The sequence below is a fragment of the Streptomyces sp. NPDC032822 genome, from assembly GCF_055578825.1.
Genome location: NZ_JBVIOL010000008.1, coordinates 36,642 through 55,833 on the forward strand (window position 1 = coordinate 36,642; position 19,192 = coordinate 55,833).

The 19,192-nt window shown below is 72.8% G+C and carries 22 protein-coding genes; 9 read left to right on the top strand and 13 right to left on the bottom strand.

Annotated features, from left to right (window positions below):
• Nucleotides 1-84: 84 nt before the first annotated feature.
• Nucleotides 85-1,092 (top strand): CopD family protein, encoded by a 1,008-nt coding sequence (locus tag ACZ5VD_RS23025; protein WP_468683111.1) that lies wholly within the window; start codon nucleotides 85-87, stop codon nucleotides 1,090-1,092.
• A 15-nt stretch (nucleotides 1,093-1,107) separates the two neighbouring features.
• On the opposite strand, the gene ACZ5VD_RS23030 is transcribed toward ACZ5VD_RS23025, so the two are convergent.
• The 4 genes from ACZ5VD_RS23030 to ACZ5VD_RS23045 all read right to left on the bottom strand — a co-directional run bounded on the left by ACZ5VD_RS23030 (nucleotide 1,108) and on the right by ACZ5VD_RS23045 (nucleotide 4,615).
• Nucleotides 1,108-2,151 (bottom strand): zinc-dependent alcohol dehydrogenase family protein, encoded by a 1,044-nt coding sequence (locus tag ACZ5VD_RS23030; protein WP_468683113.1) that lies wholly within the window; start codon nucleotides 2,149-2,151, stop codon nucleotides 1,108-1,110.
• A gap of 42 nt (nucleotides 2,152-2,193) precedes the next feature.
• A complete protein-coding gene (locus tag ACZ5VD_RS23035; RefSeq protein ID WP_468683114.1) occupies nucleotides 2,194-2,898 on the bottom strand; it encodes a lysoplasmalogenase in 705 nt (234 codons plus the stop codon).
• On the bottom strand, nucleotides 2,895-3,767 hold the full coding sequence (locus ACZ5VD_RS23040) for a sterol desaturase family protein (RefSeq protein ID WP_468553977.1): 873 nt from the start codon (nucleotides 3,765-3,767) through the stop codon (nucleotides 2,895-2,897). Before ACZ5VD_RS23040 ends, ACZ5VD_RS23035 begins: the two co-directional genes overlap by 4 nt.
• A gap of 134 nt (nucleotides 3,768-3,901) precedes the next feature.
• Complete coding sequence (locus ACZ5VD_RS23045) at nucleotides 3,902-4,615, bottom strand: VIT1/CCC1 transporter family protein (RefSeq protein ID WP_468553978.1); 714 nt, start codon at nucleotides 4,613-4,615, stop codon at nucleotides 3,902-3,904.
• 141 nt (nucleotides 4,616-4,756) lie between these two features.
• On the opposite strand from ACZ5VD_RS23045, the gene ACZ5VD_RS23050 reads away from it, so the two are divergent.
• From ACZ5VD_RS23050 to ACZ5VD_RS23070, 5 genes are all read left to right on the top strand, one after another.
• Complete coding sequence (locus ACZ5VD_RS23050) at nucleotides 4,757-5,749, top strand: DEDDh family exonuclease (RefSeq protein WP_468553979.1); 993 nt, start codon at nucleotides 4,757-4,759, stop codon at nucleotides 5,747-5,749.
• Between the two features lie 96 nt (nucleotides 5,750-5,845).
• Nucleotides 5,846-6,079, top strand: coding sequence for a hypothetical protein (locus ACZ5VD_RS23055; protein WP_468553980.1), 234 nt, complete (start codon nucleotides 5,846-5,848; stop codon nucleotides 6,077-6,079).
• Between the two features lie 70 nt (nucleotides 6,080-6,149).
• Complete coding sequence (locus tag ACZ5VD_RS23060; protein WP_468683115.1) at nucleotides 6,150-6,944, top strand: SURF1 family cytochrome oxidase biogenesis protein; 795 nt, start codon at nucleotides 6,150-6,152, stop codon at nucleotides 6,942-6,944.
• A 60-nt stretch (nucleotides 6,945-7,004) separates the two neighbouring features.
• Nucleotides 7,005-8,789: a glycoside hydrolase family 15 protein gene (locus ACZ5VD_RS23065; RefSeq protein ID WP_468553982.1), complete on the top strand. Its 1,785-nt coding sequence runs from the start codon at nucleotides 7,005-7,007 to the stop codon at nucleotides 8,787-8,789.
• A gap of 5 nt (nucleotides 8,790-8,794) precedes the next feature.
• On the top strand, nucleotides 8,795-9,550 hold the full coding sequence (locus tag ACZ5VD_RS23070) for an SDR family oxidoreductase (RefSeq protein WP_468683118.1): 756 nt from the start codon (nucleotides 8,795-8,797) through the stop codon (nucleotides 9,548-9,550).
• Between the two features lie 5 nt (nucleotides 9,551-9,555).
• Here ACZ5VD_RS23070 and amaP read toward each other — a convergent pair whose 3' ends face one another.
• The 5 genes from amaP to ACZ5VD_RS23095 are packed head-to-tail and all read right to left on the bottom strand — an operon-like array spanning nucleotide 9,556 to nucleotide 11,937.
• Complete coding sequence (gene amaP / locus ACZ5VD_RS23075) at nucleotides 9,556-10,143, bottom strand: alkaline shock response membrane anchor protein AmaP (protein ID WP_468553984.1); 588 nt, start codon at nucleotides 10,141-10,143, stop codon at nucleotides 9,556-9,558.
• A complete protein-coding gene (locus tag ACZ5VD_RS23080) occupies nucleotides 10,140-10,847 on the bottom strand; it encodes a DUF6286 domain-containing protein (RefSeq protein WP_468683119.1) in 708 nt (235 codons plus the stop codon). Before ACZ5VD_RS23080 ends, amaP begins: the two co-directional genes overlap by 4 nt.
• Complete coding sequence (locus ACZ5VD_RS23085; protein WP_468553986.1) at nucleotides 10,844-11,227, bottom strand: hypothetical protein; 384 nt, start codon at nucleotides 11,225-11,227, stop codon at nucleotides 10,844-10,846. Before ACZ5VD_RS23085 ends, ACZ5VD_RS23080 begins: the two co-directional genes overlap by 4 nt.
• The gene (locus ACZ5VD_RS23090) at nucleotides 11,224-11,418 is read right to left on the bottom strand and encodes a hypothetical protein (protein ID WP_468683121.1); all 195 of its coding nucleotides are present in this window, start codon (nucleotides 11,416-11,418) and stop codon (nucleotides 11,224-11,226) included. Before ACZ5VD_RS23090 ends, ACZ5VD_RS23085 begins: the two co-directional genes overlap by 4 nt.
• A 33-nt stretch (nucleotides 11,419-11,451) precedes the next feature.
• Complete coding sequence (locus ACZ5VD_RS23095; RefSeq protein WP_468553987.1) at nucleotides 11,452-11,937, bottom strand: Asp23/Gls24 family envelope stress response protein; 486 nt, start codon at nucleotides 11,935-11,937, stop codon at nucleotides 11,452-11,454.
• Between the two features lie 87 nt (nucleotides 11,938-12,024).
• Here ACZ5VD_RS23095 and ACZ5VD_RS23100 point away from each other — a divergent pair, with 87 nt between their 5' ends.
• The gene (locus ACZ5VD_RS23100) at nucleotides 12,025-12,768 is read left to right on the top strand and encodes a nucleopolyhedrovirus P10 family protein (protein WP_468683122.1); all 744 of its coding nucleotides are present in this window, start codon (nucleotides 12,025-12,027) and stop codon (nucleotides 12,766-12,768) included.
• A 102-nt stretch (nucleotides 12,769-12,870) separates the two neighbouring features.
• On the opposite strand, the gene ACZ5VD_RS23105 is transcribed toward ACZ5VD_RS23100, so the two are convergent.
• The 3 genes from ACZ5VD_RS23105 to ACZ5VD_RS23115 form a co-directional block, all read right to left on the bottom strand.
• On the bottom strand, nucleotides 12,871-13,674 hold the full coding sequence (locus ACZ5VD_RS23105; RefSeq protein WP_468683124.1) for an enoyl-CoA hydratase/isomerase family protein: 804 nt from the start codon (nucleotides 13,672-13,674) through the stop codon (nucleotides 12,871-12,873).
• Between the two features lie 115 nt (nucleotides 13,675-13,789).
• Nucleotides 13,790-14,011 carry a helix-turn-helix domain-containing protein gene (locus tag ACZ5VD_RS23110; protein WP_004002281.1) on the bottom strand — a complete coding sequence of 74 codons (222 nt, stop codon included), beginning with the start codon at nucleotides 14,009-14,011 and terminating at the stop codon, nucleotides 13,790-13,792.
• A 361-nt stretch (nucleotides 14,012-14,372) separates the two neighbouring features.
• Nucleotides 14,373-15,971 (bottom strand): ABC-F family ATP-binding cassette domain-containing protein, encoded by a 1,599-nt coding sequence (locus tag ACZ5VD_RS23115; RefSeq protein WP_468553990.1) that lies wholly within the window; start codon nucleotides 15,969-15,971, stop codon nucleotides 14,373-14,375.
• Nucleotides 15,972-16,213: 242 nt separating this feature from the next.
• Here ACZ5VD_RS23115 and ypfJ point away from each other — a divergent pair, with 242 nt between their 5' ends.
• Nucleotides 16,214-17,104, top strand: coding sequence for a KPN_02809 family neutral zinc metallopeptidase (gene ypfJ, locus ACZ5VD_RS23120; protein ID WP_468683125.1), 891 nt, complete (start codon nucleotides 16,214-16,216; stop codon nucleotides 17,102-17,104).
• A 110-nt stretch (nucleotides 17,105-17,214) separates the two neighbouring features.
• Nucleotides 17,215-17,628: a VOC family protein gene (locus ACZ5VD_RS23125; protein ID WP_468553992.1), complete on the top strand. Its 414-nt coding sequence runs from the start codon at nucleotides 17,215-17,217 to the stop codon at nucleotides 17,626-17,628.
• A gap of 9 nt (nucleotides 17,629-17,637) precedes the next feature.
• Here the strand turns inward: ACZ5VD_RS23125 and ACZ5VD_RS23130 are convergent, their stop codons facing one another.
• Complete coding sequence (locus ACZ5VD_RS23130) at nucleotides 17,638-19,050, bottom strand: hypothetical protein (RefSeq protein ID WP_468553993.1); 1,413 nt, start codon at nucleotides 19,048-19,050, stop codon at nucleotides 17,638-17,640.
• Between the last annotated feature and the right edge of the window lie 142 nt (nucleotides 19,051-19,192).

Consider the following 19,192-nt stretch of genomic DNA (forward strand, 5'->3'; position numbering starts at 1 on the left):
CCTTCAGGGGGCGCCCTCCCGGGCTGTACCCCCAGATGTTTCCTGGACTTGCCCGGTTCTGCGGCGTCTGGTGAAGATCTTGAGGTGACCTTGATCAGACCCACGCCCGGGATGTCCGACGCGAGCGAGCCCGTACGGCGTTCCGGGGCCGGCCGGGCCGTCGCCGTCCTGCTCCTGGTGGTGCTGGCCGCGCTGGTGCCGCTGCTGGGGCCGTCCGCCGCGCTGCACGGCACCGGGGAGGCCGCCGCCCCCGGGGTCGGTGGGATCGCCCTCCTGCGGGCCGTGCTGTTCGCCGCGCTGGCCGTCCCGGTGGGTGAGGTGTTCGTGCGCCGACTGGCCCGGTCCCTGCCCGGCGCGCCCCGGGCCGCGCCCCGCGGCTGGGCCCCGTACGCCGCCGCCGTGGGATGCGTCGCCGCGCTGGGGCTCGCGTCGGTCGTGGCGACGGGAAACCTGGTGCCGGGCGGCCTCGCCGAGATCGACGTCGGCGGCCTCTACGCCTCGCGTGAGGGGAAGCTCGCGCTGCTGGAGGTGAACGCGTTCCTGGTGGCCGGGGTGTGCGCGCTCTCGGCACGGCCGGTGACGCAGGTGTGGCCGCTGGCCGCGGTGGTGGTGGCGGAGGCCCTGCGCGCGCATCCCACGCCCGAGCAGAGCCCCCTGGTCGGCTCCGGGCTGACGCTGGTCCATCTGACCTGTGCGGCGCTGTGGGTGGGCGGTCTGCTGTACGCGCTGCGGACGTTGCAGTACTGGGGTCCCTCGGAGGCGGGCGCAGCCCTGCTGGGGCTCTACGCGCGCGTGGCGGCCGTTCTGCTCGCCGCCGTCACGGCGACCGGGGTGTGGAGTGCGCTGCGTCGGATGCCGGCGGACACGGTCCTGGAGCAGTTGACGACGACGGCGTACGGGCGCGTCCTGCTGGCCAAGATGTTCCTCGTGGCCGCCGTCGCCGTGCTCGCCCTGTGGGCGCGGATCCGGCTCGGCAGGGCCGCCGACCCGCTGACCGCCTGCTCGCCCGCGCGCGCGGAGGTCGTCGCGCTGGGTGTGGTGGTCGCGGTGTCGGGACTGCTGACGGCGCTGCCGGTGCCGATCCACTGGTGAGGTCCCGGCCTCGCCTCAGGGGGTGATCATCACCTTGAGGGCGGTGCGCTCGTCCATCGCCCTGTAGCCGTCGGGGACACCCTCCAGGCCGATGGTCAGGTCGAAGACGGGTGAGGCGTCGAGGCTGCCGTCCAGGACGTCGGGCAGCAGGTCGGGGATGTAGGCGCGGACCGGCGCGACCCCGCCGCGCAGCGCGATGTTCCGGTCGAACATGACGCCGAGGTCGAGGCCGGTGCCGCTGCCGTGCGGCACACCGACGAAGCCGATGGCGCCGCCGTCGCGGGTGATGTCCAGGGCCGTGCGCATGGACTGCTCGGTGCCGACCGCCTCGACGACGGCGTGCGCGCCCTGTCCGCGGGTCAGTGCGCGGACCGCCTCGACGGCCGCGTCCCCGCGCTCGGCGACCACGTCGGTGGCGCCGAAGCGGCGGGCGAGGTCGGTGCGGGCCTGATGGCGGCCGAGCGCGATGATCCGCTCGGCACCGAGGCGTTTGGCGGCGAGGACCGCGCACAGGCCGACGGCTCCGTCGCCCACGACGGCGACCGTGGCGCCCGGGCGGGCTCCGGCGCCGAGGGCCGCGTGATGGCCGGTGCCCAGGACGTCGGACAGGGTCAGCAGGGAGGACAGCAGATGGTCGTCGGAGGCCGCCGCCTTGGGCAGCCGGACGAGCGTGCCGTCGGCGAAGGGGACCCGCACGGCCTCGCCCTGACCGCCGTCGTGGCCGACGGCGCCCCAGAAGCCGCCGTGCTCGCAGGAGGTGGTGAGCCCCTCGCGGCAGTAGTCGCAGACGCCGTCGGACCACATGAAGGGGGCGACGACCAGGTCGCCGCGGCGCAGGGTCGCGACCTCGGAGCCGGTCTCCTCGACGACGCCGAGGAACTCGTGCCCGATGCGCTGCCCCGGCTGCCGGCTCGCCTCGCCGCGGTACGCCCACAGGTCGCTGCCGCAGATGCAGGCGCGCAGCACCCGGACGACGGCGTCGGTGGGCAGCCGCACCACGGGCTCGGGCACGTCCTCCACGCGCATGTCGTACGGGGCGTGGATGGTGGTGGCGCGCATGGCGAGGGTCCTTCTCGTGCGGGGTCTGCTCTTCGGGTGCGCTCAGGGGGTGGTCGAGCGCACTTCACCGTACGTCGTCGTCGGCGCCGGGCGCGCTTCCCGGGCGCCGAGGACGCCCGTGACCAGCAGGGACTGCGCGGCGACATAGGTGAGCATGATCCAGAGGTCGGGGCGCGGGGGCTGCGGCCAGTCGGCGACGCCGGTCGCGATCAGGGTGTCGGACAGCAGGAAGAGCGCACCCCCGAGGCCGGCGACGGGGCCGAGCCGGGCCGCGGCCGTGTACGCCATGGCCGTGAGCAGGAGGCTGTAGCCGGCGACGGGGACCCGGAGGTCGGGAGGCAGGTCCGGCCGGAGCAGGGCGACGGTGACGACGAGGGCGGTGGCGTAGGGGAGGACCAGGAGGCCCCTGCGCGCGCGGGCGTCGCCGTACCTCGTGACGTGGGCCCTGAAGAGCGCGAGGTAGCAGACATGACCGGCCACGAAGCACGCCATGCCGGCGAGGAAGGCCGGTTCCGGGTCGAGCAGCAGCAGGACGTCGCCGCCCCAGCCGCACAGGAGCGCGGCGAGGAGGAGCCGGGGTGCGCCGGACAGGACGGCGCAGGCCGCCAGCAGCGGCATCAGGAGGGGCTTGGCGACGGTGTGGCCGGGGTCGAAGCCGGCCGCGAGGGAGACCAGGTCGAGAAGGACGGCCAGGGCGAAGGCGCCGCGGACCACGACGAGGGGGACGACGACACGGCGGACGCTCACGCGACCACGGTCTCCCCGGCCGCCTGCTTCGCGGGCGATGGCTCGGGCTGCCACCCGGGCCCCCCGAACACCCGCCCCGCGCGCTCGCGCCAACCGGTGGCCGCCTTCACGTCCTTGACGATCGCGAGGTACTCATGGGTGGCCACCCTGATCGGGTTGAACGTGTCGATGTTCTTGGTCAACCCGTAGACGGGCCGCACGGTCTCGGCGACGAAGGACCCGAAGAGGCGGTCCCAGACGATGAGGATGCCGCCGAAGTTGCGGTCCAGATAGCCGCCCTGAGAGGCGTGGTGGACCCGGTGGTGCGACGGCGTGTTGAAGACGTACTCGAACCAGCGCGGCATCCGGTCGATCCGCTCGGTGTGGATCCAGAACTGGTAGACGAGGTTCACGGAGGAGCAGAAGGCGAGGGCGGCCGGGTGCACGCCGAGGGCCACCAGGGGGACGTAGAACGGCCAGACGGTCAGCGAGGTCCAGGGCTGGCGCAGTGCGGTGGTGAGGTTGAAGCGGCGGCTTGAGTGGTGGACGACGTGGCAGGCCCACAGGATGCGGATGACGTGGTGGCCGCGGTGGGACCAGTAGTAGAAGAAGTCCTGCGCGAGCAGCATCAGGGGGACGGTCCACCACAGCACGGGCACCCGCAGCGGGGTGAGTTCGTGGACCGCAGTGTAGAGGGCGACGATCGGGATCTTCCAGAGCAGGTCGAAGACCAGGCTCCCGAGTCCCATGCCGACGCTCGTGGCCGCGTCCTTGGTCTCGTATCCGGCGGCGTCCTCGTCGGGATGGACACGGACGCTGATCATCTCGACCACGGTGAGCAGGACGAAGGCGGGTATGGACCAGAGCACGACATCGGGCAGGTTCGGCATGCCCCGCACGGTAGAACCGCTGGTCGGCCACGGCTAGACGGTGTTACCCACAAGTATTTCCGACGGTACGCGCTTGCTTGTTGGCGATCTCCGCCAAGAGGCACCGGCCGGCGCGCGGCGGTCACGGACGCCGGTCACCGGATGCCCGCCGCCCCCAGCAGCACCCCCGCCCCGTACGTCACCGCCATGGCCAGCGCCCCGCCCCCCGCGTTCCGCAGCATCGCCCGCCGCACGTCCGCCGCCCCCAGCCGCGCGCTGCTCCACCCCGTGAGGACGAGTGCCGCCAGCACCGACACCACGGTGACCGGCACCCGCAGGTCCGCCGACGGCAGGACGATCGCCAGCAGCGGCAGCGCCGCCCCCGCCGTGAACGCCAGAAAGCTCGCCCACGCCGCGTGCCACGGGTTGGTGAGGTCGTCGGGGTCGATACCGAGCTCCACGCGCGCGTGCGCCCTGAGCGCATCACGCTCCGTCAACTGCACGGCCGCTTCCCGGGCCACCTCCCGGGTGAGTCCCCGTTCCTCCAGGAGTTCGGTGAGTTCCTCCAGTTCGGCCTCCGGCTGTTCCCTCAACTCCCGCTTCTCCAGGGCCAGTGCGGCCTTCTCGGAGTCGCGCTGCGTGGAGACGGAGACGTACTCCCCCGCCGCCATGGAGAGCGAACCGGCGAGCAGTCCGGCCAGCCCGGCCGTGAGCAGGACCGAGCGGTCGCCGGTCGCGCCGGCCACGCCGACGACCAGGCCGGCGGTGGACACGATGCCGTCGTTCGCCCCGAGGACGGCCGCCCGCAGCCAGTTGAGGCGGGCACCGAGCGCACGTCCGTGGGCCTCGTCATGTGTGGGTGAGGTCACCCCGGGAGGATCGCACCCCGCGCCCGCGCCGCCCGGCACCGACGCTCGCCGCCCGGACGGGCCCCAACCGGCCGCCGTGGGAGCGGGCCTGACGACGGGTGGGGACGGCGGTGTCAGTCGCGGCCCGTATCCTCAGGGACCATGCTCGAAGACCGTATGAGGGCGGCGTCCTCCCCCACCGCGTGGCCGGCCGTGTATCCGCAGGGATACGCGGTCGTCGACGTCGAGACCACCGGCCTGGCCCGGGACGACCGGATCATCTCCGCGGCCGTCTACCGGTTGGACGCGCGCGGTGAGGTCGAGGACCACTGGTACACACTCGTCAACCCGGAGCGGGATCCCGGCCCGGTGTGGATCCACGGCCTGACGAGCGACGTGCTGGAGGGCGCGCCCCTCTTCCAGGAGGTCGCCGAGGAGTTCTCGGCCCGGCTGGACGGCCGGGTGCTCGTCGCGCACAACGCGGTCTTCGACTGGCAGATGATCGCGCGGGAGTACGCGCGCGCGGAGCGCGAGGCGCCGGTGCGGCAGCGGCTGTGCACCATCGCGCTCTCCAAGGAGCTGGGCCTGCCGCTGACCAACCACAAGCTGGAGACCCTGGCGGCGCACTTCGGTGTCGTGCAGCAGCGGGCGCACCACGCGCTGGACGACGCCCGGGTCCTGGCGGAGGCGTTCCGGCCGAGTCTGCGGGCCGCGGCGGCGGGTGGCGTACGGCTGCCGCTGCACGAGTGCCGGCCGCTGACCGAGTGGACCGACCGGGCCGTCCCCCGTCAGCCGGCGGGCCACGGCGGCGGCTACCGGCAGACCGGTTGGCGCCCCGCCCGCAAGCGGCCCGCCTGCCCCTACCGCAACCCTGGGCGGTACGAGGACGGCAGGCGGCTCAAGCAGGGCATGCGGATCGCCTTCTCCGGGGACACGTCGATCGAGCGCGACCTCCTGGAGGACCGCGCGACCGAGGCCGGCCTGCATGTCGCGACGAGCCTGTCCCGGCTGACCAGCCTGCTCGTCACCAACGACCCGGACTCGGGCACCTCGAAGGTGGTCAAGGCGCGCCAGTTCGGGACGCCCGTGGTGGACGAGGCGGCGTTCGGACAGCTCCTCCGGGATGTCGAGCCGGCGTCGGAGCAGCAGCCGTAGGGACCGGGCGACGGCGACCGTACGGACGGGTGATTGTCGTACGACTCGCCCGGCGCCCGCTCGCCCCTGGGGCACCGAGCGCCCACCCTGTGGCCCATGGCGACATGCGAAGTCTGCGGCAACGACTACGGGATGAGCTTCGAGGTGCACGCGCAGGGCGCGGTGCATGTCTTCGACTGCTTCTCCTGCGCGATCCACCGCATGGCCCCCATCTGCGAGCACTGCCGGGTGCAGATCATCGGGCAGGGCGTCGAGGTCGAGGGCCACTGGTTCTGCGGTGCCCACTGCGCCCGCGCGGAGGGGAGGGTGGGCATCGTCGACAAGGTCTGAGACAGCTCCGGAAGCTCTCCTTCCGGTACCCGCCTCCGGACACCCCGCGACCGAGTTGTACGGTCGTGGGGTGTACCGCTTCCTGTTGTCCCGGCAGTGGGTGATCCTCACGCTGGTCGCCCTAGTGCTCATCCCCACGATGATCAGGCTGGGCATCTGGCAGATGCACCGCTACGAGGAGCGCACCGCACGCAACCAGCTGGTCGCCGCCGCGCTCTCCGCCGACGCGGTGCCTGTGGAGCGGCTGACCTCCCCCGGACACACCGTCACCACCGACGAGCGGTACCGCACGGTGAGTGCGAAGGGCCGCTTCGACACCGAGCACGAGGTCGTCGTCAGGCGGCGCGTCAACGCCGACGAGACCGTCGGCTTCCACGTCCTGACCCCGTTCGTCCTGACGGACGGCAAGGTACTGCTCGTCAACCGGGGCTGGATCCCCGCGGACGGCCCGAGCCAGACCGCGTTCCCGAAGGTCCCCGCCCCGGCCCGCGGCGAGACCACGGTCACCGGCCGTCTGATGCCCGACGAGACGACCGCGGCGAGCGGCATCAAGAACCTCAAGGGGCTGCCGGACCGGCAGGTCATGCTGATCAACAGCGAGCAGGAGGCGCGCCGCCTCGACGCCCAGGTGCTCGGCGGCTACATCGCGCAGACCGAGCCCGAGCCGAAGGGCGACGCCCCGGAGTTGGTGGGCAGCCCCGGCGACGAGGACGCGGCGCTGAACTACGCGTACGCCATCCAGTGGTGGCTGTTCGCCGCGGGCGTGCCGATCGGCTGGGTGGTCCTGGTCCGGCGCGAACAGCGCGACCGCCGGGAGGCGCAGGCCGAGCAGGCGACGGAGGAGGCGGAACCCGCGGTGGTGTGATCTTCACCCACCCGGTCCCGCCCCGGATTGCCGCACCGTTCCGCCGGGAACCCGCACTGCGTGCACCCCCGTATCGAGGACTACGCCCTGATCGGCGACGAACAGACCGCGGCCCTGGTCGGCCTGGACGGCTCAGTCGACTGGCTCTGCCTGCCCCGCTTCGACTCGGCGGCCTGCTTCGCCAGACTGCTCGGCGACGAGGAGAACGGCCACTGGCGGATCGCGCCGAAGGACGCGGAACGATGTACGCGGCGCGCCTACCGCCCCGACACCCTGGTCCTGGACACCGAGTGGGACACCGACGAGGGCAGCGTGCGGGTCACCGACCTGATGCCGCAGCGACACCAGGCCCCGGACGTCGTACGCATCGTGGAAGGGCTGAAGGGCCGCGTCACCGTGCGCAGCACGCTCAGGCTGCGCTTCGACTACGGCTCGGTCGTGCCGTGGGTGCGCCGGTCCGACGGCCACCGGGTGGCCGTCGCGGGACCCGACTCGACGTGGCTGCGCAGCGAGCCCCCGGTGCACACCTGGGGCGAGCACTTCGGTACCCACTCGGAGTTCACCGTCGAGGAGGGCGAGAAGGTCGCCTTCGTCCTCACCTGGCACCCCTCGCACGAGCCGCGCCCGCCGCTCGTCGACCCCTACGAGTCCCTGGAGACCAGCGTCGCCGACTGGCGGGCGTGGGCGGCACAATGCCGCTACGACGGTCCGCACCGGGACGCCGTGATGCGCTCCCTGATCACCCTGAAGGCGCTCACCTACCGGCCGACCGGCGGCATCGTGGCCGCGGCCACCACCTCGCTGCCCGAGGAGCTGGGCGGGGTGCGCAACTGGGACTACCGCTTCTGCTGGCTGCGCGACTCCACCCTCACCCTGGGCGCCCTGCTGGCGTGCGGCTACCAGGAGGAGGCCGAGGCCTGGCGGAACTGGCTGCTGCGCGCGGTGGCCGGCGACCCGGCGGACCTCCAGATCATGTACGGGCTGGCGGGCGAACGGCGGCTGCCGGAGTCCGAGCTGCCGTGGCTGTCCGGCTTCGCCGGGTCCCAGCCCGTACGGATCGGCAACGAGGCCGTCAACCAGCTCCAATTGGACGTGTACGGCGAGGTGATGGACTCGCTGTGGCTGGCCCGGAAGGGGGGACTGCCCGCGAAGCCGCACATGTGGTCCCTGCAGAGCGTGCTCCTGGAGTTCCTGCAGTTCTCGTGGCAGCAGCCGGACGAGGGGCTGTGGGAGGTGCGCGGCGGACGCCGGCCCTTCGTCCACTCGAAGGTGATGGTGTGGGTGGCCGCCGACCGCGCGGTGCGGGCCCTGGAGACCTACCCCGACCTCGACGGCGACCTGGACGGCTGGCGCACCCTGCGCGACGAGGTGCACCACGAGGTCTGCGAGAAGGGCTACGACTCGCAGCGCAACACGTTCACGCAGTACTACGGCTCGCGTGAACTCGACGCCGCGCTGTTGCTCATCCCGCGCGTCGGCTTCCTGCCGCCCGACGATCCGCGCGTGATCGGCACCATCGACGCGGTGCGCGACGAACTGGGCCACGACGGGTTCGTACGCCGCTACAGCGCCGCGGAGTCACCGGTGGACGGCCTGCCCGGCGGCGAGGGCGTCTTCCTCGCGTGTTCCTTCTGGCTCGCGGACGCCCTGCACATGACGGGCCGTACCCAGGAGGCGCGGGAGCTGTTCGAACGGCTGGTGGGCCTCGTCAACGACGTGGGTCTGCTGGCCGAGGAGTACGACCCGGTGACCGGGGTCCAGCTCGGCAACTTCCCCCAGGCGTTCAGTCACATCGGTCTGGTCAACACCGCCCTCACCCTGTTCGGCGAGGAGCAGGCAGGATAGGGACCATGGATCTTGGACTGAAGGACCGGGTGTACATCGTCACCGGGGCCACCCGTGGCCTCGGCAACGCCACCGCGCGCGAGCTGGTCGCCGACGGCGCGAAGGTGGTGATCACGGGCCGGGACGAGAAGCGCGTCGCCGACACGGCGGCCGACCTCGGCCCGAACGCGGTGGGCGTGGCCGCGGACAACGCCGCCCCCGAGGCCGCCGCACGGCTGATCGCCGCCGCCCGCGAGCACTTCGGCGGCTTCGACGGCATCCTCGTCAGCGTCGGTGGGCCGGCGCCTGGCTTCGTCGCCGACAACACGGACGAGCAGTGGCAGACCGCGTTCGAGTCGGTGTTCCTCGGCGCGGTGCGGCTCGCGCGGGAGGCCGCCGCCGAGCTGAACGCGGGTGGTGTCATCGGGTTCGTGCTGTCCGGGTCGGTGCACGAGCCGATTCCCGGGCTGACCATCTCGAACGGGCTGCGCCCGGGGCTCGCCGGCTTCGCGAAGTCGCTCTCGGACGAGCTGGGACCGCGCGACATCCGGGTCGTGGGACTGCTGCCCGCCCGCATCGACACGGATCGCGTGCGCGAACTGGACGGGCTGTCCGCCGACCCGGAGGCCACCCGGGCGGCGAACGAGTCCCGGATTCCGCTGCGGCGGTACGGGCGCCCGGAGGAGTTCGGGCGCGCCGCCGCGTTCCTGCTGTCACCGGCCGCGTCCTACCTGACCGGGGTCATGCTGCCGGTCGACGGAGGGATGCGGCACGGGTTCTGAACCGCTCAGCTCACCCGCTCCGCACGGTGCCTGACCGCGGTCAGCCTGACCTCCGCGGGCAGTGACTCCAGGCCCGCCGAAGCGCGGGCGTGGGCCAGCGCGCCCGCCGTGAAGTCGTACAGGGCCGCCCCCGGATCCACCTGCGGTTCCAGCTGGAGCCGTACGCGGGTCTCCGGGGCGGACGGGCCGCCCGTGAGCAGGACCTGGGCGTGGGCCACGCCGTCCAGGGTGCCCGCCTGGTCCGCCAGCACGCCTTCCAGGGCCCGCCCCCGCAGCAGCGCGCCCTCTCCGTCGCCGGTGTCGACGACGACCTCGGTGAGGCGGCGTCGGCGCAGGACCGCGGTCAGCCACCACAGGGCGAGCAGCACGAGGACGGCGAGCACGGCGATGACGGTGGGCCACCACCAGCCGGCGTCGCGCCACCGGGTGCGTTCCATGTCGTTCAGCAGTACGTCGTGCCGGCTGTCGTGGATCCACCACGAGGGCGCCGGGGCCCCCAGTCCGACGGCGAGCGCGGAGCCCGCGATCACCACCAGGACGAGGCCGACGACGGCGAGCAGTACCCGGTTGACGGTCCTGAGCACCTGCCTCACCCCTTCCGTCCGGGCCGCGTCACCCGTACCGACAGGGCGGGCGACCGGGTCAGCCCCAGCCCCCTGACGGCTTCGGCGAGCGTGGCGTCCAAGTCCTCGCGTACGTCGTCCAGTTCGCGGAAGTGGGAGAGCGCCCGGACGTCGGCGCGGGCCCGGCGCACCCGCACGCGCACCGACTGCACACCGGCCACCTCCATGGCCCGGTCCCGCAACACCATGGCGGCGGCCTCGCGGTGCAGTCCGGCGCGTACGTCGGCGTGGGTGCGCCGCATCGGCAGGACCGCGCGCAGGCCGGGCGTGACCGCCATGACGATCAGCCAGAGGCCGAGGGCCACGGTGACGCCCGCGCCGACGAGCACCCAGGCGTCGTCCAGGGGCCGCTCGGCGAGCTGCCGGGCCAGGTCCCCGCGCCAGGCCAGGGAGTCCCGGCCGGCCCGCACGGCGGCGACGTCGTACAAAAAGGCGCCCGCGACACACAGGAGCAGCAGCGCGACGATGCCGGCGGGGACCCGGCGCGCCGACCAGAACCGCCCGCTGCCTCCGAAGTCGCCGACCTCGCCGGCCCGGCCTCCCCCGCCTCCCTCGTCCAGCACGGGTGGAGCCTCGTACTCCCCGCCCGTGTCCGGCGTCTTCTCCAGGACCGGCAACCGTTGTGTGGTGCCCTCGGTGCTGTCGGTGCCGTTGGTGCCCCGGGGTTCGCTCATCGCGTCCTCCCCTGTGCCTCGCCGTGCGCCGTGACCGGATGCAGCCGTTCCACCTGGACGGCGACCTCCGGTACCTCCATGCCCACCAACGCGACTACCCGCTCGACGACCTGACGACGCACCCGGCCGCAGCGCGCGCCGATGTCGCACGGGTAGTCGAGTTCGAGGTGCACCCGGATCCGGGCGGCGTGGTGGTGGACGACGACGGTGGCGTACGGCGGTGAGGCGTCCTCGGGCGGCGCGCCCAGCGCCTCCCGCGCCGCCTGGCCGGCGATCTTCGCGACGACCCGGTCGGCGATCCGGGTGGCGCCGCGCTCACCCGGCGGGACGACGGTCGGGGGTCTGCGGAGTTCGGCGGCTCCGCCGCTCGCGGACGTCACCGTCGCCGGTCGCGCCGGTCGTCACGGGTGCGGAAGAAGTCGCCGAGTTCCAGGTCCCCCTCCAGGAACCGGCCGGCGACGAAGCCGATGGCGCCCAGGGCGGCCACCAGCAGGAAGGCACCGAACCCGCCGAAATACCCGGCGAAGCCCAGCGCCATGCCGGCGATCAAGCCGACCACGGCCATGCTCATGGTGCCTCCGTTCGGTGGTGGGTCATCGGCGTGTCACTGAAGCCGGGACTCCGGTTCCTCGTCCTCTTCGTCGGGCAGTTTCACGTCGCTCACCGCGATGTTGACCTCGACGACTTCGAGGCCGGTCATCCGTTCCACCGCCGCGATGACGTTCTCCCGGACGGCCTTGGCCACGTCCGCGATGGACACGCCGTAGTCGACGACGATCTCCAGGTCGAGCGCGGTCTGCACCTCGCCGACCTCGGCCTTCACCCCTCGGGTCACGGACTTCGACCCGCCGGGCACCCGGTCCCGTACCGCCCCGAAGGTGCGGCTCAGCCCGCTGCCCATCGCGTGCACCCCGAGGACGTCCCGGGCGGCCAGCCCGGCGATCTTCTCCACGACGCCGTCGGCGATGGTCGTCCGTCCCCGGGTCGACGGGTCCCCGCCGCCGCGCTTGACGGCCTTGCGGGTCTGCACCGGCGACTCGCTCTCGCCCTCCGCGGTCTGCGTCCGGTTCCGCTCCGTCATGTCACTCATCGCCGTACGTCCCTTCCGGTCGTCGTCCTTCGACCACGGTAAGTGGGGTTGCGCGATCGCGCCCCGGGAATGCGGCAGGCTGGAGGAATGACGGCGGACCGGTTCACACAGGCGGTACGGCAGCGGCTGGTGCTCGGCAGACTTCTCGCGCTGGGCGGCGCGCGCGACGGCGCGTGGATCTCCGAGGAGGCGACGGAGGCGGTGCTCCGGCGCGCGGCGGAACATCTGCCGGGCGTGCGGCTGGGCCCGCTGCGGATCGGCCTCGCCGACCCGGCGGACGCGCCCGAGCCCGCCGTACCCCCGCCGCCGGGCGCTCTGCCGCCGGGGCCGCTGCGGGTGACGGCGGAGTTCGGGGCCATCGCCTCGGAGCCGCTGCCGACGACGGCGGCCCGCCTGCGCACGCTGCTGGCCACCGAGGCGGCAGGACTCGGCCTGGCGGTGACGGAGGTCGACCTGACGGTGACGGCCCTGCTGGACGGGACGGCTGCGCCGGATCAGGTGGCTCCGTCGGATCAGGCGGGCGAGCCCTCTGGGGGACGGCCGTCCGAGTCGGAGCGTCCTGACGGGGCCGACGGCGGTGACGAGGGGCGTGCGGGCGCCGCCGCGCTCGGTGTCGAGGGTGTGGCGCGGCTGACCGGCCGGCTGGGGCGGCCGGTGCACATGGAGGAACGGCGGGCGGAGAACGCCCTGCCGCGTCGCCATGTGCGGGTCGAACTGGCGGTGGGCGCGGACCACCGGGCACTGGACGTGGCCCGGGAGGTCCGCGCGAGGGTGGAGCGGGCGCTGCCGGATCGGCCGACGGTGGCCGTGCTGGTGACCGCGGTCGGCTGACCGGCGTCCGTCCTCACGAAGCCCCGTCGTCCGGCGCGGGGCCCACCCGGTCTACGCGGGGCGCACCCGCCCGGCGCCCGGCCCCTGCGCCCACCGCACGGGTCATTCGCCGATGCCTGCCAGGTCCCGCAGGCGGCGGGTCTGCGCGGCGCGTTCGGCGGCACGCTGCTCGTCGTACGAGCGGCCCTGCGCACCGCGCAGCAGTGCCTTGGTCTCGACGACCGCGTCCCGGGGCGCGGCGAGCAACGCCGCCGCCAGGTCCCGGACGGCGCCGTCGAGCTGGTCCAGGGGCACGGCGACGTTCGCGAGGCCGGTGTTCACGGCCTCCTCGGCGTGGACGAACCGCCCGGTCGCGCAGATCTCCAGCGCCCGCGCATACCCGACCAGGCTCACGAGCGGGTGCGTACCGGTGAGGTCCGGCACCAGTCCGAGGCTGGTCTCGCGCATGGCGAACTGCACGTCGTCCGCGACGACGCGCACGTCACAGGCGAGCGCGAGCTGGAAGCCCGCGCCGATGGCGTGGCCCTGGACGGCGGCGACGGACACGACGTCGTTGCGCCGCCACCAGGTGAAGCCCTCCTGGAACTCGGCGATGGCGGCGTCGAGTTCGGCGTCACCACTGCGCGCGAGGTCGATGAAGGACGATTCGCCCTCGATCCCCTCGGGCGTGAACATCTGCCGGTCGAGCCCGGCGGAGAAGGACTTGCCCTCACCCCGCAGCACGACCACGCGGACAGAGCCCGGCAGCAGCCTTCCGGCCTCGCCCAGCGCGCGCCACAGAGCGGGGCTCTGCGCGTTGCGCTTGGCGGGGTTGGTCAGTGTCACCGTGGCGAGCGCGTCATCCACGGTGAGCCGTACGCCGTCCTTGTCGAGGAGGGGAACGAGGTCCTGGTCGGGCGAAGCCATGGGGTGCCTCCGGTGAGTGCGGTCAGCAGAGCGAAGCTAAGTGACTGCACAGTAACCACCCGGTCGGTCTGCTGACCGACCGGGTGGCCACCGTCGAAACCGATGGCCGCCCGAATCAGGACGAGGCGGCCTTCTTGCCCCGAGTCGCGCCGCCACGCCCACGAAGCGTGACTCCCGACTCGCTGAGCATCCGGTGGACGAAGCCATACGAGCGGCCGGTTTCCTCGGCCAGTGCCCGAATGCTCGCACCGGAGTCGTACTTCTTCTTCAGGTCTGCCGCGAGCTTGTCGCGCGCGGCGCCGGTTACCCGGCTGCCCTTCTTCAGAGTCTCGGCCACCCGTGCCTCCTCATGGGAAGTGCGCTCTGGTCTCCTCATGATCACCCCTCCGGGCCGTCCTGGCCACCCATTCGGCAAGGTCCGTAAGACACGGTTTTGACGACAGGAGCACGTCCCCACAAGTGGAATAAGGAATTCCACACTTCGACGTTCGTACCGCCGAACGGGTTATTCCGCGAAGCGCCAGGTCAGAGACGTGCGACGGCCGAGCCCTTGTCGATAAAGGGCTCGGCCGTGAATTCGATGTAGGACACACCTCGGTACGAGGAGATCTCACACAGATGATGGATCACCGATGGGCCGAATGATCCAGACGCAGTGGATCACGACTTCGATCAAGCGTTCCGACCTGTCCGGGGCCTCAGGCGAGGGCGACCAGGTCCGCGTAGCCGGCACTCCAGAGGTCCTCGACGCCGTCGGGCAGCAGGATGATCCGCTCCGGCTGGAGCGCCTCGACGGCGCCCTCGTCGTGGGTGACGAGGACGACCGCGCCCTTGTAGGTGCGCAGCGCGCCGAGGATCTCCTCGCGGCTGGCGGGGTCGAGGTTGTTCGTCGGCTCGTCCAGGAGCAGCACGTTGGCCGCCGAGACCACCAGGGTGGCCAGCGCGAGGCGGGTCTTCTCGCCGCCGGAGAGGACGCCGGCGGGCTTGTCGACGTCGTCGCCGGAGAACAGGAAGGAGCCGAGCACCTTGCGGACCTCCACGAGGTCCAGGTCGGGTGAGGCGGAGCGCATGTTCTCCAGGACCGAGCGCTCGGGGTCCAGGGTCTCGTGCTCCTGCGCGTAGTAGCCGACCTTGAGGCCGTGGCCGGGGACGACCGCGCCCGTGTCGGGCTGCTCGGCACCCGCCAGCAGGCGCAGCAGGGTGGTCTTGCCGGCGCCGTTCAGGCCGAGGATGACGACCCTGGAGCCCTTGTCGATGGCCAGGTCGACGTCGGTGAAGATCTCCAGCGAGCCGTACGACTTCGACAGGCCCTCGGCGGTCAGCGGGGTCTTTCCGCAGGGCGCGGGGTCCGGGAAGCGGAGCTTGGCGACCTTGTCGGAGGCCCGTACCGCTTCGAGGCCGGCGAGCAGCCGGTCGGCCCGCTTCGCCATGTTCTGCGCGGCGACGGTCTTGGTGGCCTTGGCGCGCATCTTGTCGGCCTGCGAGTGCAGGGCGGAGGCCTTCTTCTCGGCGTTCTGCCTCTCGCGCTTGCGGCGCTTCTCGTCGGCCTCTCGCTGCTGCTGGTAGAGCCGCCAGCCCATGTTGTAGACGTCGATCTGGGCGCGGTTGGCGTCCAGGTAGAAGACCTTGTTGACGACCGTCTCGACGAGGTCGACGTCGTGGGAGATCACGATGAAGCCGCCGCGGTACGTCTTGAGGTAGTCCCGCAGCCAGACGATCGAGTCGGCGTCGAGGTGGTTCGTGGGCTCGTCCAGGAGCAGGGTGTCCGCGTCCGAGAAGAGGATGCGGGCCAGCTCGATACGGCGGCGCTGACCGCCGGAGAGCGTGTGGAGCGGCTGGCCGAGCACCCGGTCGGGCAGATTGAGCGCGGCGGCGATGGTGGCGGCCTCGGCCTCGGCGGCGTACCCGCCCTTGGTGAGGAACTCCGTCTCCTGGCGCTCGTACTGCCGCAGCGCCTTCTCACGGGTGGCTCCCTGGCCGACCGCGATGCGCTGTTCGTTGTCGCGCATCTTGCGGATCAGTACGTCGAGGCCGCGCGCGGACAGGACACGGTCGCGGGCCAGGACGTCGAGGTCGCCGGTGCGGGGGTCCTGGGGGAGGTAGCCGACCTCGCCGGAGCGGGTGATGGTGCCGCCGGCGGGAACGCCCTCACCTGCGAGGCACTTGGTCAGGGTGGTCTTGCCGGCGCCGTTGCGGCCGACCAGACCGATGCGGTCGCCCTTGGCGACGCGGAAGGTGGCGGACTCGATGAGGACGCGCGCACCGGCGCGCAACTCGATACCGGAGGCGGAGATCACGGACAGACTCCAGGGCGGATTGGGGAGGCGGGTGGGCGACTGAGGACGTTCCCGCCGTCTAGTGCGCGAGGAGAATGGCCATGAGGCCAGTCTAACGGGGCCGTGCAACCACTTTTGCTCCGTTCGGGTGTTCGATCCAGGGGCCCGGGGCGTCGCCCGTTCGGGTCAGTGCCCGGCGCCCGGCCCGGTGAGCCGGGTGAGGATGACCGCGGGGGCCCGACGAACGCGGAGGCCGGTGTCCCATGCAGTTCGACGACGACGCCAGACTGGACACCTCCGAGGTGCAGGACGTGCGGGGCCGTCGCGTCCCGGGCGGGAGGGCGACCGTCGGCGGCGGTCTCGCCGGGCTGCTGGCGCTGCTCCTGGGGCTCTTCTTCGGGGTCGGGCCGGACCAGCTGGGCCTCACCGACGGCACCGACCGGCCCGCCGCCACGGCGTCCTCATCGGCGCAGGTCCAGCAGACCTGCCGGACCGGACAGGACGCGAACACCGAGGACGACTGCCGCACGGTGGCGGTGGTCAACAGCGTGCAGGACTTCTGGGACCAGGAGTTCGGGCGGCGCGACGGTGCCTACACCCGCTCCCCCACGGTGTTCTTCAGCCGGCAGGTGGGCACGGCGTGCGGCGCGGCGACCTCGGCGGTCGGCCCCTTCTACTGCCCCGGCGACCGGAAGGTCTATCTGGACCTGGGGTTCTTCGACGAGCTGCGGACGACGTTCGGCGCCGGCGGCGGTCCGTTCGCGCAGGCGTACGTGGTGGCGCACGAGTACGGCCATCACGTGCAGGACCTGCTGGGCACGCTCGGCCGGTCGCAGGACGGGCGGACCGGCGCGCGGAGCAACGCGGTGCGGGTGGAGCTGCAGGCGGACTGCTACGCCGGGGTGTGGGCGCACCACGCGACCACCACGAAGGACGAGTCGACCGGCCGGCCGCTGATCACCAGCCTCACGGACGCGGACATCCAGGACGGCCTGGACGCCGCGGCGGCCGTGGGCGACGACCGCATCCAGGAGCGGTTCCAGGGCCGGGTGACGCCGGAGACCTGGACGCACGGGTCGGCGCGGCAGCGGCAGCAGTGGTTCCACGAGGGCTATCGGAGCGGGGACATGGAGCGGTGCGACACGTTCCGCTGAGGGTCCGGCAGGAAAAGCCCGGAGGCCGGCGGCGGGGCGTTGTCAGTGGTCGCTGCGAGACTGGACGGCAGTGGGGATTTCCGGCAATTGATCACGAAGGGGTGATCGGCATGGCGGTCACGAACGCTGGGCGGCCCAGCATCTATCCGACGCTGCTCTACGCGGACGCGAAGGCGGCGATCACCCAGCTCACCGAGGCGTTCGGGTTCACGGAACTCTCGGTGTACGAGGGCGAGGACGGCGCGGTGGTCCACGCCGAGCTGGTGCAGGGCAACGGCGCGGTGATGCTGGGTTCCAAGGGCACCGGCAGCGTCTTCGACGCCGCGATGAAGGACGCGGGCCCGATCGGGGTGTACGTCGTGGTGGACGACGTCGACGCACACCACCAGCGCGCCCTGGAGCACGGCGCCGAGATCCTGATGCCCCCGACGGACCAGGACTACGGCTCACGGGACTACATGGCCCGGGACATCGAGGGCAACATCTGGAGCTTCGGCACGTACGCGCCCGAGATACAGGAGTAGCGGCCCCGGTCAGCTGCCCCCGGTGTGCACCTGGAAGGCGGCGCGGCGTACGGCCTTGGCCAGGGCGGGGTCGGGGTGTGCGGCGGCGAGCGCGACCAGGACCTGCACGGTGCGGGGGTGACCGACGGCCCGCACCTCGTCGAGGAGCATGGGCACGGTCGGCTGCACCGCGGACTCCAGGTGCCGTACGAGCATCGGCGCCTCGCCGTGGTCGGCGACCGCGGCGGCGGTGTCGACCCACAGCCAGGTCATCTCTTTCCGGGTGAGGACCTCGTGGGCGTCCTCCGGGTCGATCCCGTCGTGCTCGGCCAGCCACAGCAGGGCGTACGGCCGCAGCGTGGGCTCCTCGGCCACGGAGCGGACGTCGGGCTCGGCGGGGGCACCGACCACGCGCAGCGCCTCGAAGGCGAGGCCGCGCAGCAGGGCGTCCTCGCCGCGGGCGGCGCCGAGCAGTTCGGTGACGGCACTGCCGACGGGACGGGCGGCGAGCCAGGCGCGGTACTCGGCGCGGGCCGCGTTCGGGCGCAGCTGGGCGCAGCCGCGGAGCATGCCCTCGGCCGCCTGCTCGATGTTCCCGGCGGGGCTCTGCGCGGCGACGCAGATCTGCTCCAGCTTGACCCAGACCGCCCAGTTGCCGAGCGGGGTGAGCGTGGCCTGTCCGGCGCCGTAGGTGAGGGCACCGACGGAGGCGAGGGCGCGCAGGGCCCAGTCCAGGAGGGGGGAGAGCGGGGCGTCGGTGTACTCCGGCGGGGCCGGGGGCGCCACCGCCGGTACGGGCTGCGGACCGTAGGGGATCTCGCAGCGTTCGGTGCGCAGTTCGGTGACGCGCTGCTCCAGCAGGTCGAGGAGCTGCTCGACGGGCACGGGGCCGGCGGACAGCTGGAGGAAGGAGAGCACCTGGGGCATCGCCGAGACGACCTCGGCGACCGCGGCCGCCTCGTGGTCGGCGGGTTCCGGGCAGGCGAGCGACCAGGCGTCGAAGAGGGCGACCCAGCCGCGCAGTACGGCGCTGTCGTCGCGGTCCCAGGCGCGCAGCCGCCAGCCGGGGCGGGCGCTGTCGCCGTGCACCTCGATGAGGCCGGCGAGCCGGGCGGTGTCCCAGTCGGCACGGACCTGAGCCGCGGTCAGGCCCAGCTCGGCGGCGGCCTGTTCGGCGGTCTCGCCGGAGAGGGTGCCCTTGCCGTCGGGGCTCGCGCTGTCCCGGCCGGGGCGCAGCGCGGCGTCGGCCCAGTGGGCTACGCGGGCCGCGGCCGCCAGGCCGGAGCGCGCCATTCTGGCCAGTTCCGCGGGTGCCGGTGTGCCCTCCGGCGGGCGGGGGGCAGGGCGGCGCGGGCGCCGCTGGTTCACGGCTCGGGGGGCGGCGGCCAGGGGTCGCGGGCGGACGAGTCGAAGCCTGGAGTCGCGCGGGATACGGGACGTCACGGGTGCAGTCTTCCGGTTGACGGTCGGAAAACCCAAACGGAATGTCACGGCGGGCTACGGGGAGGGCCAACGCCGGGGCCCCGCGGGGGGCCGTAGGCCGAGATCAGGCCACTGGTACGACGTTAAACGGAACGGGTCGCAC

Bases quoted from the DNA above. Each gene is read 5' to 3' on its own strand.
- ACZ5VD_RS23030 (WP_468683113.1), bottom strand. From the start codon at position 2,151: ATGCGCGCCACCACCATCCACGCCCCGTACGACATGCGCGTGGAGGAC.
- ACZ5VD_RS23040 (WP_468553977.1), bottom strand. From the start codon at position 3,767: ATGCCGAACCTGCCCGATGTCGTGCTCTGGTCCATACCCGCCTTCGTC.
- ACZ5VD_RS23050 (WP_468553979.1), top strand. From the start codon at position 4,757: ATGCTCGAAGACCGTATGAGGGCGGCGTCCTCCCCCACCGCGTGGCCG.
- ACZ5VD_RS23055 (WP_468553980.1), top strand. From the start codon at position 5,846: ATGGCGACATGCGAAGTCTGCGGCAACGACTACGGGATGAGCTTCGAG.
- ACZ5VD_RS23070 (WP_468683118.1), top strand. From the start codon at position 8,795: ATGGATCTTGGACTGAAGGACCGGGTGTACATCGTCACCGGGGCCACC.
- ACZ5VD_RS23080 (WP_468683119.1), bottom strand. From the start codon at position 10,847: ATGAGCGAACCCCGGGGCACCAACGGCACCGACAGCACCGAGGGCACC.
- ACZ5VD_RS23090 (WP_468683121.1), bottom strand. From the start codon at position 11,418: ATGAGCATGGCCGTGGTCGGCTTGATCGCCGGCATGGCGCTGGGCTTC.
- ACZ5VD_RS23095 (WP_468553987.1), bottom strand. From the start codon at position 11,937: ATGAGTGACATGACGGAGCGGAACCGGACGCAGACCGCGGAGGGCGAG.
- ACZ5VD_RS23100 (WP_468683122.1), top strand. From the start codon at position 12,025: ATGACGGCGGACCGGTTCACACAGGCGGTACGGCAGCGGCTGGTGCTC.
- ACZ5VD_RS23105 (WP_468683124.1), bottom strand. From the start codon at position 13,674: ATGGCTTCGCCCGACCAGGACCTCGTTCCCCTCCTCGACAAGGACGGC.
- ypfJ (WP_468683125.1), top strand. From the start codon at position 16,214: ATGCAGTTCGACGACGACGCCAGACTGGACACCTCCGAGGTGCAGGAC.
- ACZ5VD_RS23125 (WP_468553992.1), top strand. From the start codon at position 17,215: ATGGCGGTCACGAACGCTGGGCGGCCCAGCATCTATCCGACGCTGCTC.